Below are 14,806 nucleotides of genomic sequence, written 5' to 3'. Positions count from 1 at the left end.
AGTTCAGGGGGACCGAAGACCGGACGAAGCCGTCACACGGCCAACGGTGAACGAGCGGCGCCATCGGGCGACTGCGCGCTGTGGGCCGGGGGTGTCGGGTGGATCGGCACCGGTCGGGGGGCTTCCCGGCGCCGACCCACTTCTCCGGGCCAGTGCCCGAAGTCGAGAGGCGAATTCCGACAACGTCACAGTGTCGTCGGTTCGCCACGCGATCCGTCGACTGTGAAACTCCCACAGGATTTCGCTCAGGTCTAGTCCAAGTGACGGAAAATTCACGCAAAACAGACCGTGAGTTCCGTTAAGCGGGGGTTCAGCTGCGTTTGCGCCACCGAACCATGAGCGACTGCTTGCCGCGCTTGCGGCGGAGCAACAGCACCCCGACGACGAGGACGACACCGAGCGCGCCGATCACGGTTCTGCGGTCCTGCTCGCCCTCGGAATCGTCGGAGGGCGAGTTCCCCTCCGACTGCGCCAACGTGTGACCGTCCTCACGCGACGCGACGCCGCGCGCTGCGCGGCTCGGACTTTCGGAGGTGGCGGACTCGGCCACCACCGGACGGACTTGGGATTCGACGGCCACCGCGACTCCGGACTGCCCCGCGAGGAGGATCGCGAAGCAGAACAGCAACGAGCAGAACAGGCGCACCGGCGCCGAGCGGCGTCGCGTGGCTTCGGTCACACGATCGCCTGCTCTCGTGGGTCGCTTTCGGACAGCACACGCAACAGACAACCGAACCTCCAACCGTGGCCACTCTTAAGTGTGACCATTGCACCATATTGGGCACCATGAGTGACTTTTCAGCGAAAAATCCCCCAGATCGGAGCAGAACGACCATCAATGGTCACTCGAACGTGTAAAGCTTCGAACGTGCAGCCGAGGCGGAAACCGACCGGACGAGGGAACCGCCCCTGTGAAAACCGCCACACGGTCCCCAGGTACATCGGTCGGCTCCCCGCACTCCGAGCGCCGTCGATTTCCCGCGAAATCGCCGCGTCACTTCGACGCAGTGCCGAACTCCGACCACCCTCGCAGCAGGACCGACCGCGGGTTCTCCCGTGCGGCTCTCGCGAGGACGCCGGAGGCGTTGTGTAGGTCGCTACCCGATATCGCCGGCCCCGCGGCGAGAGCCGTGCGAGAGGTTCCGCCAAGCACCCACCTACGCCGCCCCCAGCACTCTCGAAAAGAAAACGGGGCTTCCCGGCCGGTGCGGCCGGGAAGCCCCGCTTGTTTCGGCGAACGGGCTCGGCTCAGGAGTCGGAGTCCTTCTTGCCGGAGCCGTCCGAACCGGAACCACTACCGGTGCTCGCGCCCGAGCGCGTCCTGGCAGCACTGCTGCGGATGCCCTCCACCGGGCTGGGCTCACGCTGCACGGCCAGGTTGGGCCGCTCCTGGCTGAGTGCCTTGGCGATACCCAGGCACATCAGCAGCAGCACGATGCAGAACGGCAGCCCGGTCACGATCGAGGCGGTCTGCAACGCGCTCAGCGCGTCGGCACCGCTGGCCGCACCGGCGGCGAGCAGCACGCAGGCGATGACACCTTCCGCGATCGCCCAGAACAGTCGCTGCTGCCACTTCGGGTTCGGGTCGCCGCCGTTGGTGAGGATGTCGACCACCAGCGAGCCGGAGTCCGAGGAGGTGGCGAAGAACAGCACGATCACGACGACCGCGAGTACGGAGGCGAGGACCGAGATGATGTCGGCCACCGGAAGCTGGTCCAGCAGCACGAACATCGCCTTGTTGAACCCGGCGTCGACGAGTGCCTGACCGTCCTCGGAGCCGGAGAGCACACTACGCAGGCCGGAGTTGCCGAAGATGCTCAGCCACACGAAGGAGGCACCGACCGGGGCGAACATGGCGCCGCCGATGAAGTTGCGGATCGTCCGGCCGTAGGAGATCCGGGCGATGAACATACCCACGAACGGTGACCAGGCGATCCACCAGCCCCAGTAGAACAGCGTCCAGCCGGCCTGCCACTCCTGGGCGCTGCCGTTGCCGTTGTTCGGGAAGGTCTGGAAGCTCAGTTCCGGCAGGTGCTGGAAGTAGTAGCCGACGTTGCTGGCCAGCATGTTCAGCAGGTCCAGCGTGGGACCGAAGAAGAACACGAACAGCATCAGGATGAACGCCAACCACAGGTTGATCAGCGAGAGGTTCCGGATGCCCTTGTCGATGCCGAACATGACCGAGACAACGGCAACCGCGGTGATCGCCAGGATGATGATGACCTGCAGCATCGTGGTGTTCTCGATGCCGAACACCGCGTTGAGACCGGCACCGACCTGGTTACCGCCGAGCCCCAGCGAGGTCGCTAGGCCGAACAGCGTGCCGAACACCGCGAGCACGTCGACGATGTGGCCCGGCCAGCGGTAGACCCAGTTGCCGATCAGCGGGTAGAAGGCGGCGGCCGGACGCAGCGGCAGGCCCTTGCGGAAAGCGAAGTAGCCCAGTGCGAGGCCGAGCACGATGTAGATCGCCCACGGATGCAAGCCCCAGTGGAAGAACGTGAAGTTCATCGCGCGTTGCGCCGCGGCCTGGGTGTCGGCCTCACCGATCGGCGGGTTCCCGAAGTGCCAGACCGGCTCGGCGACGGCGTAGAAGACCAGGCCGATCCCCATGCCGGCGGTGAACAGCATCGCGAACCAGGCGAGATTGCTGTACTCCGGCCGGGATTCCGGGGGACCGATCCGGATCGTGCCGAATCGACTGACCATGATCGCCAGCACGAAGACCACGAAGAACGTGGCCGAGAGGATGTAGAGCCACTCGAAGTTGGTGGTGATGAAGCTATTCACATTGCTTGAGACGGTGTCCAGATTCGACGGTGCGAGCACGCCCCAAAGCACGAAAGCGATCACCAGGATCCCCGAGGTGATGAACACCGGGGGATTGGTGTGCTCTTTCAGATGGTGTTTCATTACTGTACGTCACCTTTCCAGCGCATATCGACACAATTGCCATCTGCGCCGTAAGCAACCAAAGATCGCAACGGACGCGTTCGGCCACTGTGGTGGCTTCCCCAGCGCGGACCGCATATCACAGCGAACCACGGTAAAGACTGTTCCGCCGAATGTGAAACTCCAGCGCCAAACGATATGCAGTTGAAACACGAAAAATGTCGCCGGTCACAAAGTCCGGCCGTGTTCGTGTTCGATCCGCCGCGCAAGGTGGTCGGTGTCGAGAGTTTCACGGCGAACGCTGCCCGCTCGATAGGCGGCACGCCCGACGAGCTGGGCCAACACCGGTGCCGTTATGGCCTGGAACAGGCCGACCAGAATGAGCCCCGAGGCGTATCGCACTTCCAGATGGACCGCGCTGCCGAGCAGTATCAGCACGAGTCCGAGGGTTTGTGGCTTGGTCGCCGCCTGCAGCCGGGCCGCGACATCGGGAAAAGTCAACAATCCTATCGCACCGAACAGACAGGACACGGCACCGGCTATCAGACATACCGCTGAGAACAGATCCAGCCAGCTCATCGATGCGACTCCTTCTTCTCGACGAGACGAGCGGCGCTGACCGAACCGATAAACGCCAGCAGGGCGAATGCCGCGGCCAACGCGACATTCGATCCGTCCTCGTTCATGCCCATCCCCACACATGTGGCGGCGACGATCAACGTGATGAACACGTCCAACGCCACTATGCGATCCAAAGTGCCCCGTCCGAGCAGCAAACGACCCAGAGAAAGCAATCCGGCCAGACACAACAAACCGAATGTGATAGCGAACACCACGCCCATCATCCGACCTCCGACCGATGATTCCGATCCACCATCCGCACCTGCTCGCCCGTTCCCACCGCGCGAACCACCCGGCGTTCCCAGCCGAGCACCTCACGCCGCACCCGCTCGGTGGCGTGTGCCCCCGCACCGAGCGCGTAGACGTAACAGATCCGGTTGGCCCGATCGATCTGCAACACGAAATTGCCGGGGGCGAGCGAAACCGCGTTGGCCACCATGGCCATCAGGTGGTCCGAGTCGGTTACCAGCGTCACCGCCACGATCGACGCCCGCACTCGTGGTCCCCGCACGATCGCCTCGAAAGCCACCCGCCCCGTGGAGACCACCAGATCCCATGCCAGGAAGAGCACGAGCTGACCGGCGCGCAGTGGACGCAACCGGATGTCGGTGGCGATCGGCGGTGCCGGGAAGAACCCGATGACGAGCAGCCCCACCACGATCCCGAAGAAAACCGTGCCGAAATCGTAGGTCCCCCAGAGCAGCAACCAGACCAGCACCAACCAGACCAGCAACGGCAACCTGCGGACGGCTCTCCCGACCGGGTGCCGTCTGCTGATCACGTGCTCGCCGCCACGGCGGCGCCGGTGCCGGTGGCGCGGTTCGGGATCAACCACCGGAATCACCTCCCAACACCGCCGTGCGGTAGGCCTCCCCGGTGATCAGGTCGGTGGCGGCACGTTGGCTGACCTCGGCGAGCGGTCCGGCGAGTGCCGCGACGAGCACGGTGGACAGCACCAGCACCCCGGTGGCCCGCACCATCCCCGGCGAGGTGTCCCCGGTACCGACGACGAGCTCGTCGGTGGGGTCGGGATCGCCCTCGGGCTCACGCACCTGGCCCCAGAAGGCCCGGCTCCACACCCGGGCCACCGCGTAGAGCGTGAGCAGGCTGGTCAGTACCACGACACCGGTGGCCACGTAGCCCCACACGGTGCCGACCCCGATCCCGGAACGCAGCAACGCGAGCTTGGCGACGAAGCCGGAGAACGGGGGAACCCCGGCCAGGCTCAACGCTGGCACGGCGAACAGCACGGCCACCAGCGGGGATATCTTGGCCAGGCCACCCATCCTGCTCAGCGCGACCGTTCCGGTGTAGCGGGTGATGAGACCGCTGACCAGGAACAGCGTGGCCTGCACCGTGATGTGGTGCACGATGTAGAGGATCACCCCGGTCAGGCCGGCGATGTCGTAGACGCCGAGTCCGAACAGCATGAACCCGATGTGGCTCACGAGCAGGAACGACAGCATCCGGTTGAGGTCGTTCTGCGCGAGCGCGCCGAGCGCGCCGACGATCATCGTCGCCATCGCCAGCGTGAGCATCAGCGGCCAGCTCGGTTCGCGCTCGAAGACCAGGATCTGGGTGCGGATCATGGCGTAGATACCGACCTTGGTCAGCAACGCGGCGAGGATGGCGGTGATCGGCGCGGGCGCGTTGGGGTAGCTGTCCGGCAGCCAGAAGTGCAGCGGAACCATGGCCGACTTGACGCCGAACACGATGACCATCAGCAACGCGAGCGCGCGCACCGGCGCGGGCGGCAGTTGCCCCATCTCCAGGGCGAGGTCGGCCAGGCTCACCGTGCCGGTGGCGGCGTAGACCAGCCCGATCATGGTCAGGAACAGCACCGAGGAGGACAGGCTCACGATCGTGTAGGTCATCCCCGCCCGCACCCGGCTCGCGGTGGTTCGCCGGTTGATCAGCACGTAGGAGGAGGCGAGCATGATCTCGAACGCCACGAACAGGTTGAACAGGTCACCGGTCAAGTAGGCCAGTGACACTCCCGAGCACAGCACCAGGTAGATGGGGTGGAAGGTGGTGCTGGCGGTTCCGCGCCCGTAGTCGGTGATGCGCTGGCCGATGGAGTACAGCAGCACCGCGAACATCACGACCACGCTGATCAGCAGCAGCAGCGCGGCCAGCCGGTCGGCCACGAGCGCGATCCCCACCGGAGCGGCCCAACCGCCGAGGTGCAGCACCAGCGGTCCGTGCACGTCGGCGAAGTACAGCAGCACCGCCGCGTCCACGACGATCACGCCGAGCACCAGCAGCCCGAGCAGGCGTTGCACGTCGGCGAACCGTCCGAACGCCATGGACAGTCCGGCCGCCGCCAGCGGAAGCAGCACCGGAACGGCTACCAGTTCGCTCACCGGGTGGCCTCCGAATCCAGTTCCCGCTCGGTCTCCTCGTCCCCTTCGGCCAACTCGGCCTCCAACCTGCGGATCCTGCGGTCCTCCACGTCGTCCTGCACCTCGTCGTGCCCGAGCAACTGCCAGGCGCGATAAGCGAGAGCGAGCAGGAATGTGGTCAAGGCGAAGGTGATGACGATGGCCGTGAGGGCCATGGCCTGCGGCAACGGATCGGCCATCCGCTCGATCGGGGCATCGCCGAGCATCGGGGGGCGTCCGGCCTGACTGCCACCCGCCAGTTGCAACAGCAGGTTGGCGCCGTGCCCGAGGATCACTATGCCCAGCAGCACGCGCATCAGGGAACGCTGCAGCAGCAGGTAGAACCCGGTGGCGTAGAGCCCGCCGAGCACGATCGCCATCGTCAGGTTCACGGTGTTCATCGCGGACTACCTCCCGGCGCGGCGATGTCGGCCTCGATTCCCGATCCGAGTGTGCGCAGCAGATCGAGCACCACTCCGAGGATCAACAGATAGACACCGATGTCCAGGAACAGACTGCTTACCACCTTGATCTTGCCGAGCAGCGGGACGGCGAAGGTGAAGCTCGCGCTCTCCAGCACCACACCGCCGAACAGCACCGGCACCAGACCGGTGAGCACGGCGGTCGTCAGTCCGATCCCGATCAGCACCGGTGGGCGCATGGACACCGTGGAGCTGTCGTCCAGTCTGCCGCCCGCGAGATAGCGCAGCACGAACGCCTGCCCCGCCACCAGACCACCGCTGAATCCGCCGCCGGAGCGGTAGTGCCCGGCGAACAGCAGGTACACCGAGAAGACGATCACTGTCGGGAACACCACGCGCGCGACGAGCTCCAGCAGGATGGTCCGCTCCCGGGGATCCCGGCTGTAACCGGAGAGCAACCAGCGCTCGGCCGGGGCGTCGGAGTGGAACCAGGCACCCTCGGCCGCTTCGCTCCGCCCGTCGGATGCTCGGGGATCGGTCATGTGCGCCCCTTTCCGCCGCGTTCGTCGGGAGCCCGCCCGGCCGCGGACAGGGATTCCCAGTCGGACCTGGCGTGTTTCCTGCGACGTGCGGACCTGGCACTGAGCACCAGGCTGGCCACTCCGGTGGCGGCCACGGCCAGTACCGAGAGTTCGCCCACGGTGTCGAAGGCACGGAAGTCGATGATGATCGCGTTGACCACGTTGGTGGCGGAGGTGCCCTCCTCCGCGTGTTCCAGGTACTCCCCGCTCACCGCCGAGGGGGTGTCGCGCGCCGAGCTGAAGATCAGCGCGGCGAACCCGACGAACACCCCGCCCGCCAGCGAGATCAGCACCTTCGGCAACCGCACCCGACGTGAGGAGGGGGTATCGGTGAACCGGGCGGGCAACCGGCGCAGCACCAGCACGAACGCGATCAGCGTCAGCGTCTCCACCAGGAACTGGGTCAGCGCGAGGTCGGGACCGCCGCCGACGATGAACATCCCACCGATGGCGTAGCCGATGACTCCCACGAGCAGCACCGCCGTGATCCGTCGTGTCGCGCGGAGCACCCCTGCCGCGGCGATCAGGATGACCAGCGCCAGCGGCAGTTGCAGCACGTTGTCCCACCAGCGCAGCTGTTCGATCGGGGTGACCCTGATCAACAGCACCGAGCCGGGAACGACCAGCACCGTGAGCAGGATGACCCCGAGGTAGGTGGGCAGGGAACCCACCTGCACTCGGCCGGTGACCCCGACGGCGAGCCGTTCCAGCGAGCCCATGACGCGTTCGTAGCCGCGCTGGGCGTCGAGCGGGCTCGGCAACCGATCACGCAACCGGTTCAGTCCGGCGTTGTAGGCGGCGAGCGTCAGGCCACCGAGCAGTGTGATCAGGGAGAACACCAGCGGGAGGTTGAAGCCGTGCCAGAGCCCCAGGTGGTATTCCCCGGAGTGGCCCGCGGCTCGTTCGGCGTAGGTGGCGGCGAGTTCGTCGGTCACCGGGTAGGCGACTCCGAGCGCCAGGCACAGCAGCGCCGTGACGGCGGGCGGGAGCAGCATCCCGGCGGGCGGGGGGTGGACCTCGGTGGGCATCGTGTCGCGCTTGGAGGCGAAACCGCCGACCAGCAGTCGTGCGGTGTAGGCCACCGTGAGCACGGATCCCAGTACGAGCCCCGCCTCGACCGCGACCGCGGGTCCGACGCCGAGATAGGCCTCGAACGCGGCCTCCTTCGCCACGAAGCCGATCATCGGAGGCACGCCGGACATGGACATGGCGGCCAGCACCGCCACCGTGGCCACCCAGGGAAGACGGCGACCGACCCCCGAGAGTTCACGGATGTCCCTGGTGCCGGTCTGGTGATCGACGATACCGATGACCAGGAACAGCGTGGCCTTGAAGGCACCGTGGGCCAGCAGCATGCCCGCCAGTGCCAGCTCTCCGGTGTAGCTCCCGGAGCCCGCCAGCACCATCAGGAATCCCAGCTGGCTGACCGTGCCGTAGGCCAGCAGCAGTTTGAGGTCGTACTCCCGCAGCGCACGCCAACCGCCGACGAACATGGTGACCAGCCCGAACACCGCGGTCACCACGGGCAGATAGGACACTTCGGACAGTACCGGCGTGAGCCTTCCGACCAGGAATACGCCCGCTTTGACCATGGAGGCGGCGTGCAGGTAGGCGCTGATCGGGGTGGGGGCGACCATCGCGGCGGGCAGCCAGTTGTGGAACGGAACCTGCGCCGACTTGGTGAACGCCCCTACCAGGATCAGCCCGGTGGCGATCGCGGCAGCGGAGCCGGTGGGCGGTTCGGCAGCCAGTTCCGAGATCCGGTAGGTGCCGCTCGTCTCGCCGAGCACGATGAACCCCAGCAGCATCACCAGGCCGCCCAGCGTGGTCACCAGCAGGGCCTGCAGTGAGGCCCTGCGGGATTCCCTGCTCACCCCGGACTGGCCGACGAGCAGGAACGAGCAGATCGTGGTCAGTTCCCAGAAGATGTAGAGGGTGAGCAGGTGGTCGGCCAGTACCAGTCCGAACATGGCACCCGCGAAGGCCAACAACAGCGGGGCGGAGCGTTTCGCGTCCCCGCTCGGGGTCTCGAAGTACCACCTGGAGTACAGCAGGACGAGCACACCGATCCCCGACACCAGCAGCGTCATCACCAGCGCCAGGGTGTCCAGCCGGAACACGAACTCCAGCCCCAGCGTTGCCGACCAGGTCACCCGCTCGACGGGCTGATTACCGGCCAGCACCGCCGCCGCGTGCGCCAGCGCCCAGCACAGCGCAGCGGCGGGCGGCAGCGCGGCCACGAGGTAGGCGGCGCGGGTGTGGCGCATCGCGACCGGAGGCAGCAGGAACGCCACCAGCAGGTGCGAGATCACCAGCGCGAGCACGAATCCCTCCCCTGCTGTGGCGTTGCGGGTCTGCTGTGGCGTTAGCGGGCCGTCGGCGACGCGACACGGTCCGTACGACGGTGCTTCCGCCACCACCTGCCGCCGTGGTGGCGGACCGGTTACGAGCCCCGAGCGATACCGCGTCTGTGCTGTCCGGACCAGTCACGATGGCCCGATCACCGTCAAACTTAGCCCACGATCGCCCGAAACACCCGATCGTTCCGGCCCGCGGACCAGGGTGTTTCGCGGCCGGTCGGAGCGTTTCCGCCGGTTTCGGCGGCGAATCGGCCGTGTGACCGACTCCCGGAAGAGCCGATCACGTGGGAAAGTTCACTGTCAGTAACACGCCGGGAACACGAACGGGGGGCACTTCGCCGGGTTTGCCCGTTCACTCCCGGAAGTCGGCCGGTACGGCGGTGCGGCGCCGCCGTACCGGGCACCACGCCGCCGTGAAGTCGTCCGAACACCTTGTGGAGCAGTCGTGGCGGGCTGTTGGACAATCGGGGCGTGCCCGAGGAGGAACCGGAAGAAAGCGGTATCGGTCGACTGATCGCCGACCGATACCGAATGCGCGCCAGAATCGGCGGCGGCGCGATGGGCTCGGTTTGGTCCGGCATGGACGAACTGCTGCGCAGGCCGGTCGCCATCAAGGCTGTGCGGCTACCACCGGGCATCCCGGAGGCCGAGGCCGCGGAGATCCGCGAACGCACGCTGCGGGAGGCACGCGCCACCGCGGTGGTGGTCCATCCCAACGTGGTCACCCTCTACGACGTCGCCCGCGAGGGCGACGAGCCGTTCGTGGTGATGGAGCTGGTGCCCTCGCACAGCCTGGCGAGCATCATCGCCGACCACGGTCCGATGGACGACGGCCAACTCGCCGTCGTGATCGACTCGGTCGCCTCGGCGCTGGAGACCGCGCACCAGGCCGGTGTGGTGCACCGGGACGTGAAGCCGGGCAACATCCTGCTGGCCGCGGACGGGCGGATCAAGCTCAGCGACTTCGGGATCTCCCGCAACGTGGCCGAGCCCACGCTCACTCGCACCGGGATCATGCTGGGCACTCCGGCGTTCATCGCTCCGGAGGTGGCGGCAGGCGAGACCGTAACCGCCGCGGCCGACCTCTGGGGGCTGGGTGCGGCCCTGTACGCCGCCGCGGAGGGCGTGCCGCCGTACGACACCGACGACAATCCGGTGGCCACCATCAACTCGGTGGTCAACGGCCCCGTCCCCAATACCGCCAGACCCGGCCCGATCGGTGAGGTCATCACGGCCCTGCTGGTCAAGGATCCGCGACGACGCATGTCGCTGCGCGAGGTGCGCGGTCTCGTGCAACCGCTGCTGCCGGATCCCGGCGCGGAGCCGTTCGCGGGGCTGGTCCCCGAGGAATCGGCGACGGTGCGGACACCGCTGCCGGAGGGGTCCGATTCGGAACCGGGCATGCGGTCCGGATCATCGTGGCCCGCGGAGCCCGCCTCGGGGTCCGGGCGGGGCTCGCGGGAGACCTCCGGCAGCGGTTTCCAGCACGACAACGGTCCGCAGTACAGCGGTGGGTTCTCCGACGGCCTCGCCGCTTCGGGCGGGGCACCGGACGAATCGGGATCGGCACCGCTCGCGGCCGATCCGGGACCACTGCCGTTCACCCCCAGCGAGCCACCGAGGCAGCGGAAGCGTCGCTCGCCGCTCGGCGTGTTGCTGCTGACGCTGGCGGCGGTGCTGTTGTTCGTACCGGCCGCGGGAGCATCGTTCGTGGGGACCCGGATACTCGCGGGCGAACAGGTGATCCCCGACTACGAGGACCCGGGACCCGAGACGCTCCAGCAACGGGAACTCGTGGAGCTGGAGGGGAACAACGGAACGCTGGAACACCGCAACGACGGTGGTGGCGGCTACTACTCCATGCCCGTACCCGTGGGGTGGAGTCGCTACCAGGAGTACACCAGTGAGACCCCGACCCGCAGCATGACCGCTCGATTCGTTTCCCCTGGCGGGCGGACGGAACTGGCGGTGCAGCGGTTCGGGGGCTACTACGAGCGCGGCTACACCACGGAGGGCTACATAACCGCCCTCCAGGAGAGGCAGCGCGGCGCGAACAACACCTTCGAGCTGCGCTCCAGGGCCCCCGTCGGCAACGATTCGAGGCGCGCGTCGCGAGATACGCAGCTGACGTACAACGTGATTATCAACTCGTACGACGCGAATTCGACGGCGCGGGAGCCACTGCTGCGTCACGTGGCGGCTCGGCTGATGCCTCGCGGCGGTGATCTGTGGATCGTGCGGGTGACCACTTCCGCCACGATGCCAGAGGCGCAACGACTGCTGGAACGAACCGTGAACCGGTTCGAGGTCCAAAGCTGACCACTCGCCGAACAGGCCGACTCCCGATCGTGCGGAGAACCCTCGAACACGGCGAGGACGAACCACGGTTCCGAGCGACCTCCGGCACGGGCGAGAGACTCGTGACGGGCTCATTGGTTAGGCTGACAGACTGTGACGTCTTCCACCACATCGGAGTTGCCCGATCCGGCGGCCGTGGCGAGCAACGCGGCGGCGACCCTGGCCGAGCTGACCGGAGTCGCCGGTCACGACCTGGCTGTGGTGCTCGGTTCGGGATGGCAGCCCGCGGCCGAGGAGCTGGGCTCGCCCGACAGCGAACTCGACATGTCCGAACTGCCCGGTTTCGACCCCCCGGCGGCGGTGGGACACACCGGCAGGATCCGCTCGCTGCGAATCGGGAACAAGCGGGTCCTGGTGCTGCTCGGCCGAACCCACCTCTACGAGGGTCGCGGGGTGGAAAAGGTCGTCCACGGGGTGCGGACCGCCGTGGCGGCGGGCTGTCGCACGGTGGTGCTGACCAACGCCGCGGGCGGTCTGCGCGAGGACATGAGCGTGGGGCAGCCGGTGCTCATCAGCGACCACCTGAACATGACGGCCCGCTCCCCACTGGTGGGAGCCAGGTTCGTCGACCTCACCGACCTGTACGCGACGCGGCTGCGCGAGATCGCGACCTCGATCGACCCCTCGCTGACCGAGGGCGTCTACGCGTGCATGCCGGGACCGCACTTCGAGACGCCCGCCGAGATCCGGATGCTGCGCACCCTGGGTGCCGAGCTGGTGGGCATGTCCACAGTGCAGGAAGCGATCGCCGCACGCGCGGGAGGTGCCGAAGTGTTCGGGCTGTCGCTGGTCACCAACCTCGCGGCCGGTATGACCGGGGAACCGCTGAACCACCAGGAAGTGTTGGAGGCGGGCAGGGCCGCCGCGGGCAGGATGGGCAAGCTGTTGCGCTCGCTGGCCGAGCGCGCCTGAGCTGGTTCGCCGGCCAGATCGGCGCGCATCGCCGGAGGTGATCGTGATGTCCCGGGAACAACGAGTCCTGGAAGCCGCGCGGGAGTGGCTGGCGGGTGAGGTCGACGAGGCCGACCACGCGGAGCTGTCCGAGTTGACGCGGCGTGCGGCGAACGGGGACTCGGACGCCGCGTCGGACCTCGCGGACCGCGTGGCGGGCTCACCCGCCTTCGGCACGGCCGGGATTCGCGCGCCGCTCCGGGCGGGACCGAACGGGATGAACCGCGCCGTGGTGATCCGCACGACCGCCGGTCTGGCCGGTTGGCTTCGTCGACGCGGCACGGTGGGCACCGTGGTCGTCGGCCACGACGCCAGGCACGGTTCCCGCCGGTTCGCCGTGGACGCGGCCGACGTGCTGTGCGCGGCCGGTTTCGAGGTGCGGGTACTGCCGGAACCGCTGCCCACCCCGGTGCTGGCCCGCGCGACACGGGCGCTGGGAGCAGTCGCGGGGGTACAGCTGACCGCTTCGCACAACCCGCCCACCGACAACGGTTACAAGGTCTACCTGGCGGGAGGCGACCCGCTCGTCGCACCGTACGACGCCGAGATCGAGGGTGCCGTCTCCGAGGTGGGGGCCGCCGACACCGTGCCCCGGGAGCACGGTTGGCACCACTACGAGCGTGCCCTGCCCGAATACCTCGAACGAGTGGCCGAGCTCGTCGGGGACGGTGCCGGAGGGCTAAGGGTGGCGGTGACGGCACTGCACGGTGTGGGGGCCGAACCGCTGGAACGGGCCTTGCGGAGTGCCGGTTTCACCGACACGCACTTCGTCACAGCACAGCGGGAGCCCGATCCGGACTTCCCGACCGTGGAATTTCCCAACCCCGAGGAACCGGGCGCCACCGACGCCGTGCTCGAACTGGCACGTGACGTCGACGCCGATCTCGCCGTGGCGCTGGATCCGGACGCCGACAGGTGCGCGCTGGGCGTGCCCACCCGGGAGGGCGGCTGGCGGATGCTGCGGGGCGACGAGACCGGAGTACTGCTCGGCGAGCACATACTGTCCACAATCGACAGAGTGGTCAACCCGGATCCGCTGGTGGCGACCACGATCGTCTCCTCCGCCATGCTGGAATCGGTGGCACGCGCGCACGGGGCGCGTTACGACGAGACGCTGACCGGCTTCAAGTGGCTGATACGAGCGGGCGACGGCAGTGGCGGCGGGCTGGTCTACGCCTACGAGGAAGCACTCGGGCACTGCGTCGACCCGGATCACGTGCGGGACAAGGACGGGATCGCCACGGCGGTACTGGCCTGCGAACTCGCGGCCACGCTGGCACGTGACGGCACGACACTGTCGGAACGGCTGGCCGAGCTGGAGATCGAACACGGGGTGCACGAGACGGAACAGATCACGGTACGCATGACGGATCCGGGGACGAGGGCGGAGACGATGCGACTGCTGCGGCGGAACCCGCCGACCGAACTGGCCGGAACACCGGTGGAAACACGTGACCTGCTGCCCGAGGCCGATGTGCTGATTCTGCGGGACGCGGGCGACGCGGAGACCGGAAGACCGAGGGTGGTGATCCGTCCTTCCGGGACGGAGCCCAAGCTCAAGTGCTATCTGCAGACGGTCGTCCCCGTCGAGGGACCGGATCGGGTGTCGGGGCTGACAGCCGCGCGCGGCCGTGCGCGGGAACTGCTCGCCAGCCTCAGCTCGGAGGTTCGTTCGTTGGTCGACTTCTGAGAACGCGGGCCCGACCGTTCGGGAACCGCTGCTCCCCTCGGTAGGAAGCGGTGAAACGACCCGACTCGTGTGCCGGTATCGAAAAGCGCGATCACCTACGAGGGACCCGCGCGACCACCAAGCCGTGCGGTGGTGTCCACCGGTAGGCTCACGTACCGACCGAAGCGCACACGAGTAGGCCGTACCGTACGAAGACCGTGGGCGACACGGTTCCGCGGGACCGTCGCGGCGGGCGGCACGCGACCGCCAAGCCGCGTGGCGTGACCCCCAAGCCACGCCTTCCGACCGCCCGACCACGACGGAGCCGGAACGTCGCCACGCTGTTCGACGTACAGCGCGGGTTTCGCGGCGCCCGCCTCATTGCCGGATCGGAGCGAATAGGTCACTTCCCTGACTCCCATGCCGAACGTTCCCTCGATTCGACCGGTGTCGAACCGGATGTCCCCGTTCCTGTCCGGAGCATCATGGATGGGACGCAGCACGAGCGCGTTCGGTTCCATCGTGTCGGAAATCTCCGGTCGATTCTTCCGTTCGGGGCGAGCGGCGACCC

At 67.6% G+C, this 14,806-nt stretch carries 12 protein-coding genes; 3 read left to right on the top strand and 9 right to left on the bottom strand.

The features are described from left to right. Positions 1 to 310 precede the first annotated feature (310 nt). From BM394_RS05485 to mbhE, 9 genes are all read right to left on the bottom strand, one after another. The gene (locus BM394_RS05485) at positions 311 to 679 is read right to left on the bottom strand and encodes a hypothetical protein (protein WP_092974666.1); all 369 of its coding nucleotides are present in this window, start codon (positions 677 to 679) and stop codon (positions 311 to 313) included. 569 nt (positions 680 to 1,248) lie between these two features. Continuing rightward, positions 1,249 to 2,913 carry a BCCT family transporter gene (locus BM394_RS05480; protein ID WP_092974663.1) on the bottom strand — a complete coding sequence of 555 codons (1,665 nt, stop codon included), beginning with the start codon at positions 2,911 to 2,913 and terminating at the stop codon, positions 1,249 to 1,251. A 207-nt stretch (positions 2,914 to 3,120) separates the two neighbouring features. Further along, positions 3,121 to 3,471, bottom strand: coding sequence for a monovalent cation/H(+) antiporter subunit G (gene mnhG, locus BM394_RS05475; RefSeq protein ID WP_092974660.1), 351 nt, complete (start codon positions 3,469 to 3,471; stop codon positions 3,121 to 3,123). Further along, positions 3,468 to 3,734, bottom strand: coding sequence for a monovalent cation/H+ antiporter complex subunit F (locus tag BM394_RS05470; protein WP_092975143.1), 267 nt, complete (start codon positions 3,732 to 3,734; stop codon positions 3,468 to 3,470). The genes mnhG and BM394_RS05470 overlap by 4 nt, the downstream gene beginning before the upstream one ends. Then, entirely contained in the window at positions 3,734 to 4,348 is a 615-nt protein-coding gene (locus BM394_RS05465; protein WP_175529975.1) for a Na+/H+ antiporter subunit E, read from the bottom strand. Before BM394_RS05465 ends, BM394_RS05470 begins: the two co-directional genes overlap by 1 nt. Beyond that, complete coding sequence (locus BM394_RS05460) at positions 4,341 to 5,876, bottom strand: Na+/H+ antiporter subunit D (RefSeq protein WP_092974657.1); 1,536 nt, start codon at positions 5,874 to 5,876, stop codon at positions 4,341 to 4,343. The genes BM394_RS05465 and BM394_RS05460 overlap by 8 nt, the downstream gene beginning before the upstream one ends. Next, on the bottom strand, positions 5,873 to 6,295 hold the full coding sequence (locus BM394_RS05455; RefSeq protein ID WP_092974654.1) for a Na(+)/H(+) antiporter subunit C: 423 nt from the start codon (positions 6,293 to 6,295) through the stop codon (positions 5,873 to 5,875). Before BM394_RS05455 ends, BM394_RS05460 begins: the two co-directional genes overlap by 4 nt. Next, positions 6,292 to 6,858, bottom strand: coding sequence for an MnhB domain-containing protein (locus tag BM394_RS05450; protein ID WP_092974651.1), 567 nt, complete (start codon positions 6,856 to 6,858; stop codon positions 6,292 to 6,294). Before BM394_RS05450 ends, BM394_RS05455 begins: the two co-directional genes overlap by 4 nt. Then, on the bottom strand, positions 6,855 to 9,221 hold the full coding sequence (mbhE, locus tag BM394_RS05445) for a hydrogen gas-evolving membrane-bound hydrogenase subunit E (protein ID WP_092974648.1): 2,367 nt from the start codon (positions 9,219 to 9,221) through the stop codon (positions 6,855 to 6,857). Before mbhE ends, BM394_RS05450 begins: the two co-directional genes overlap by 4 nt. A 507-nt stretch (positions 9,222 to 9,728) precedes the next feature. On the opposite strand from mbhE, the gene BM394_RS05440 reads away from it, so the two are divergent. The 3 genes from BM394_RS05440 (at position 9,729) to BM394_RS05430 (ending at position 14,256) form a co-directional block, all read left to right on the top strand. Next, on the top strand, positions 9,729 to 11,576 hold the full coding sequence (locus BM394_RS05440) for a serine/threonine-protein kinase (RefSeq protein WP_245779990.1): 1,848 nt from the start codon (positions 9,729 to 9,731) through the stop codon (positions 11,574 to 11,576). Positions 11,577 to 11,708: 132 nt separating this feature from the next. Continuing rightward, complete coding sequence (locus BM394_RS05435; RefSeq protein WP_092974645.1) at positions 11,709 to 12,527, top strand: purine-nucleoside phosphorylase; 819 nt, start codon at positions 11,709 to 11,711, stop codon at positions 12,525 to 12,527. Between the two features lie 46 nt (positions 12,528 to 12,573). After that, positions 12,574 to 14,256 carry a phospho-sugar mutase gene (locus BM394_RS05430; protein WP_092974642.1) on the top strand — a complete coding sequence of 561 codons (1,683 nt, stop codon included), beginning with the start codon at positions 12,574 to 12,576 and terminating at the stop codon, positions 14,254 to 14,256. The last annotated feature ends 550 nt before the right edge of the window (positions 14,257 to 14,806 follow it).

It is taken from the genome of Actinopolyspora lacussalsi subsp. righensis (genome assembly GCF_900116555.1).
Taxonomy (GTDB): domain Bacteria; phylum Actinomycetota; class Actinomycetes; order Mycobacteriales; family Pseudonocardiaceae; genus Actinopolyspora; species Actinopolyspora lacussalsi.
This window is presented reverse-complemented; position numbering and strand designations above follow the sequence as displayed.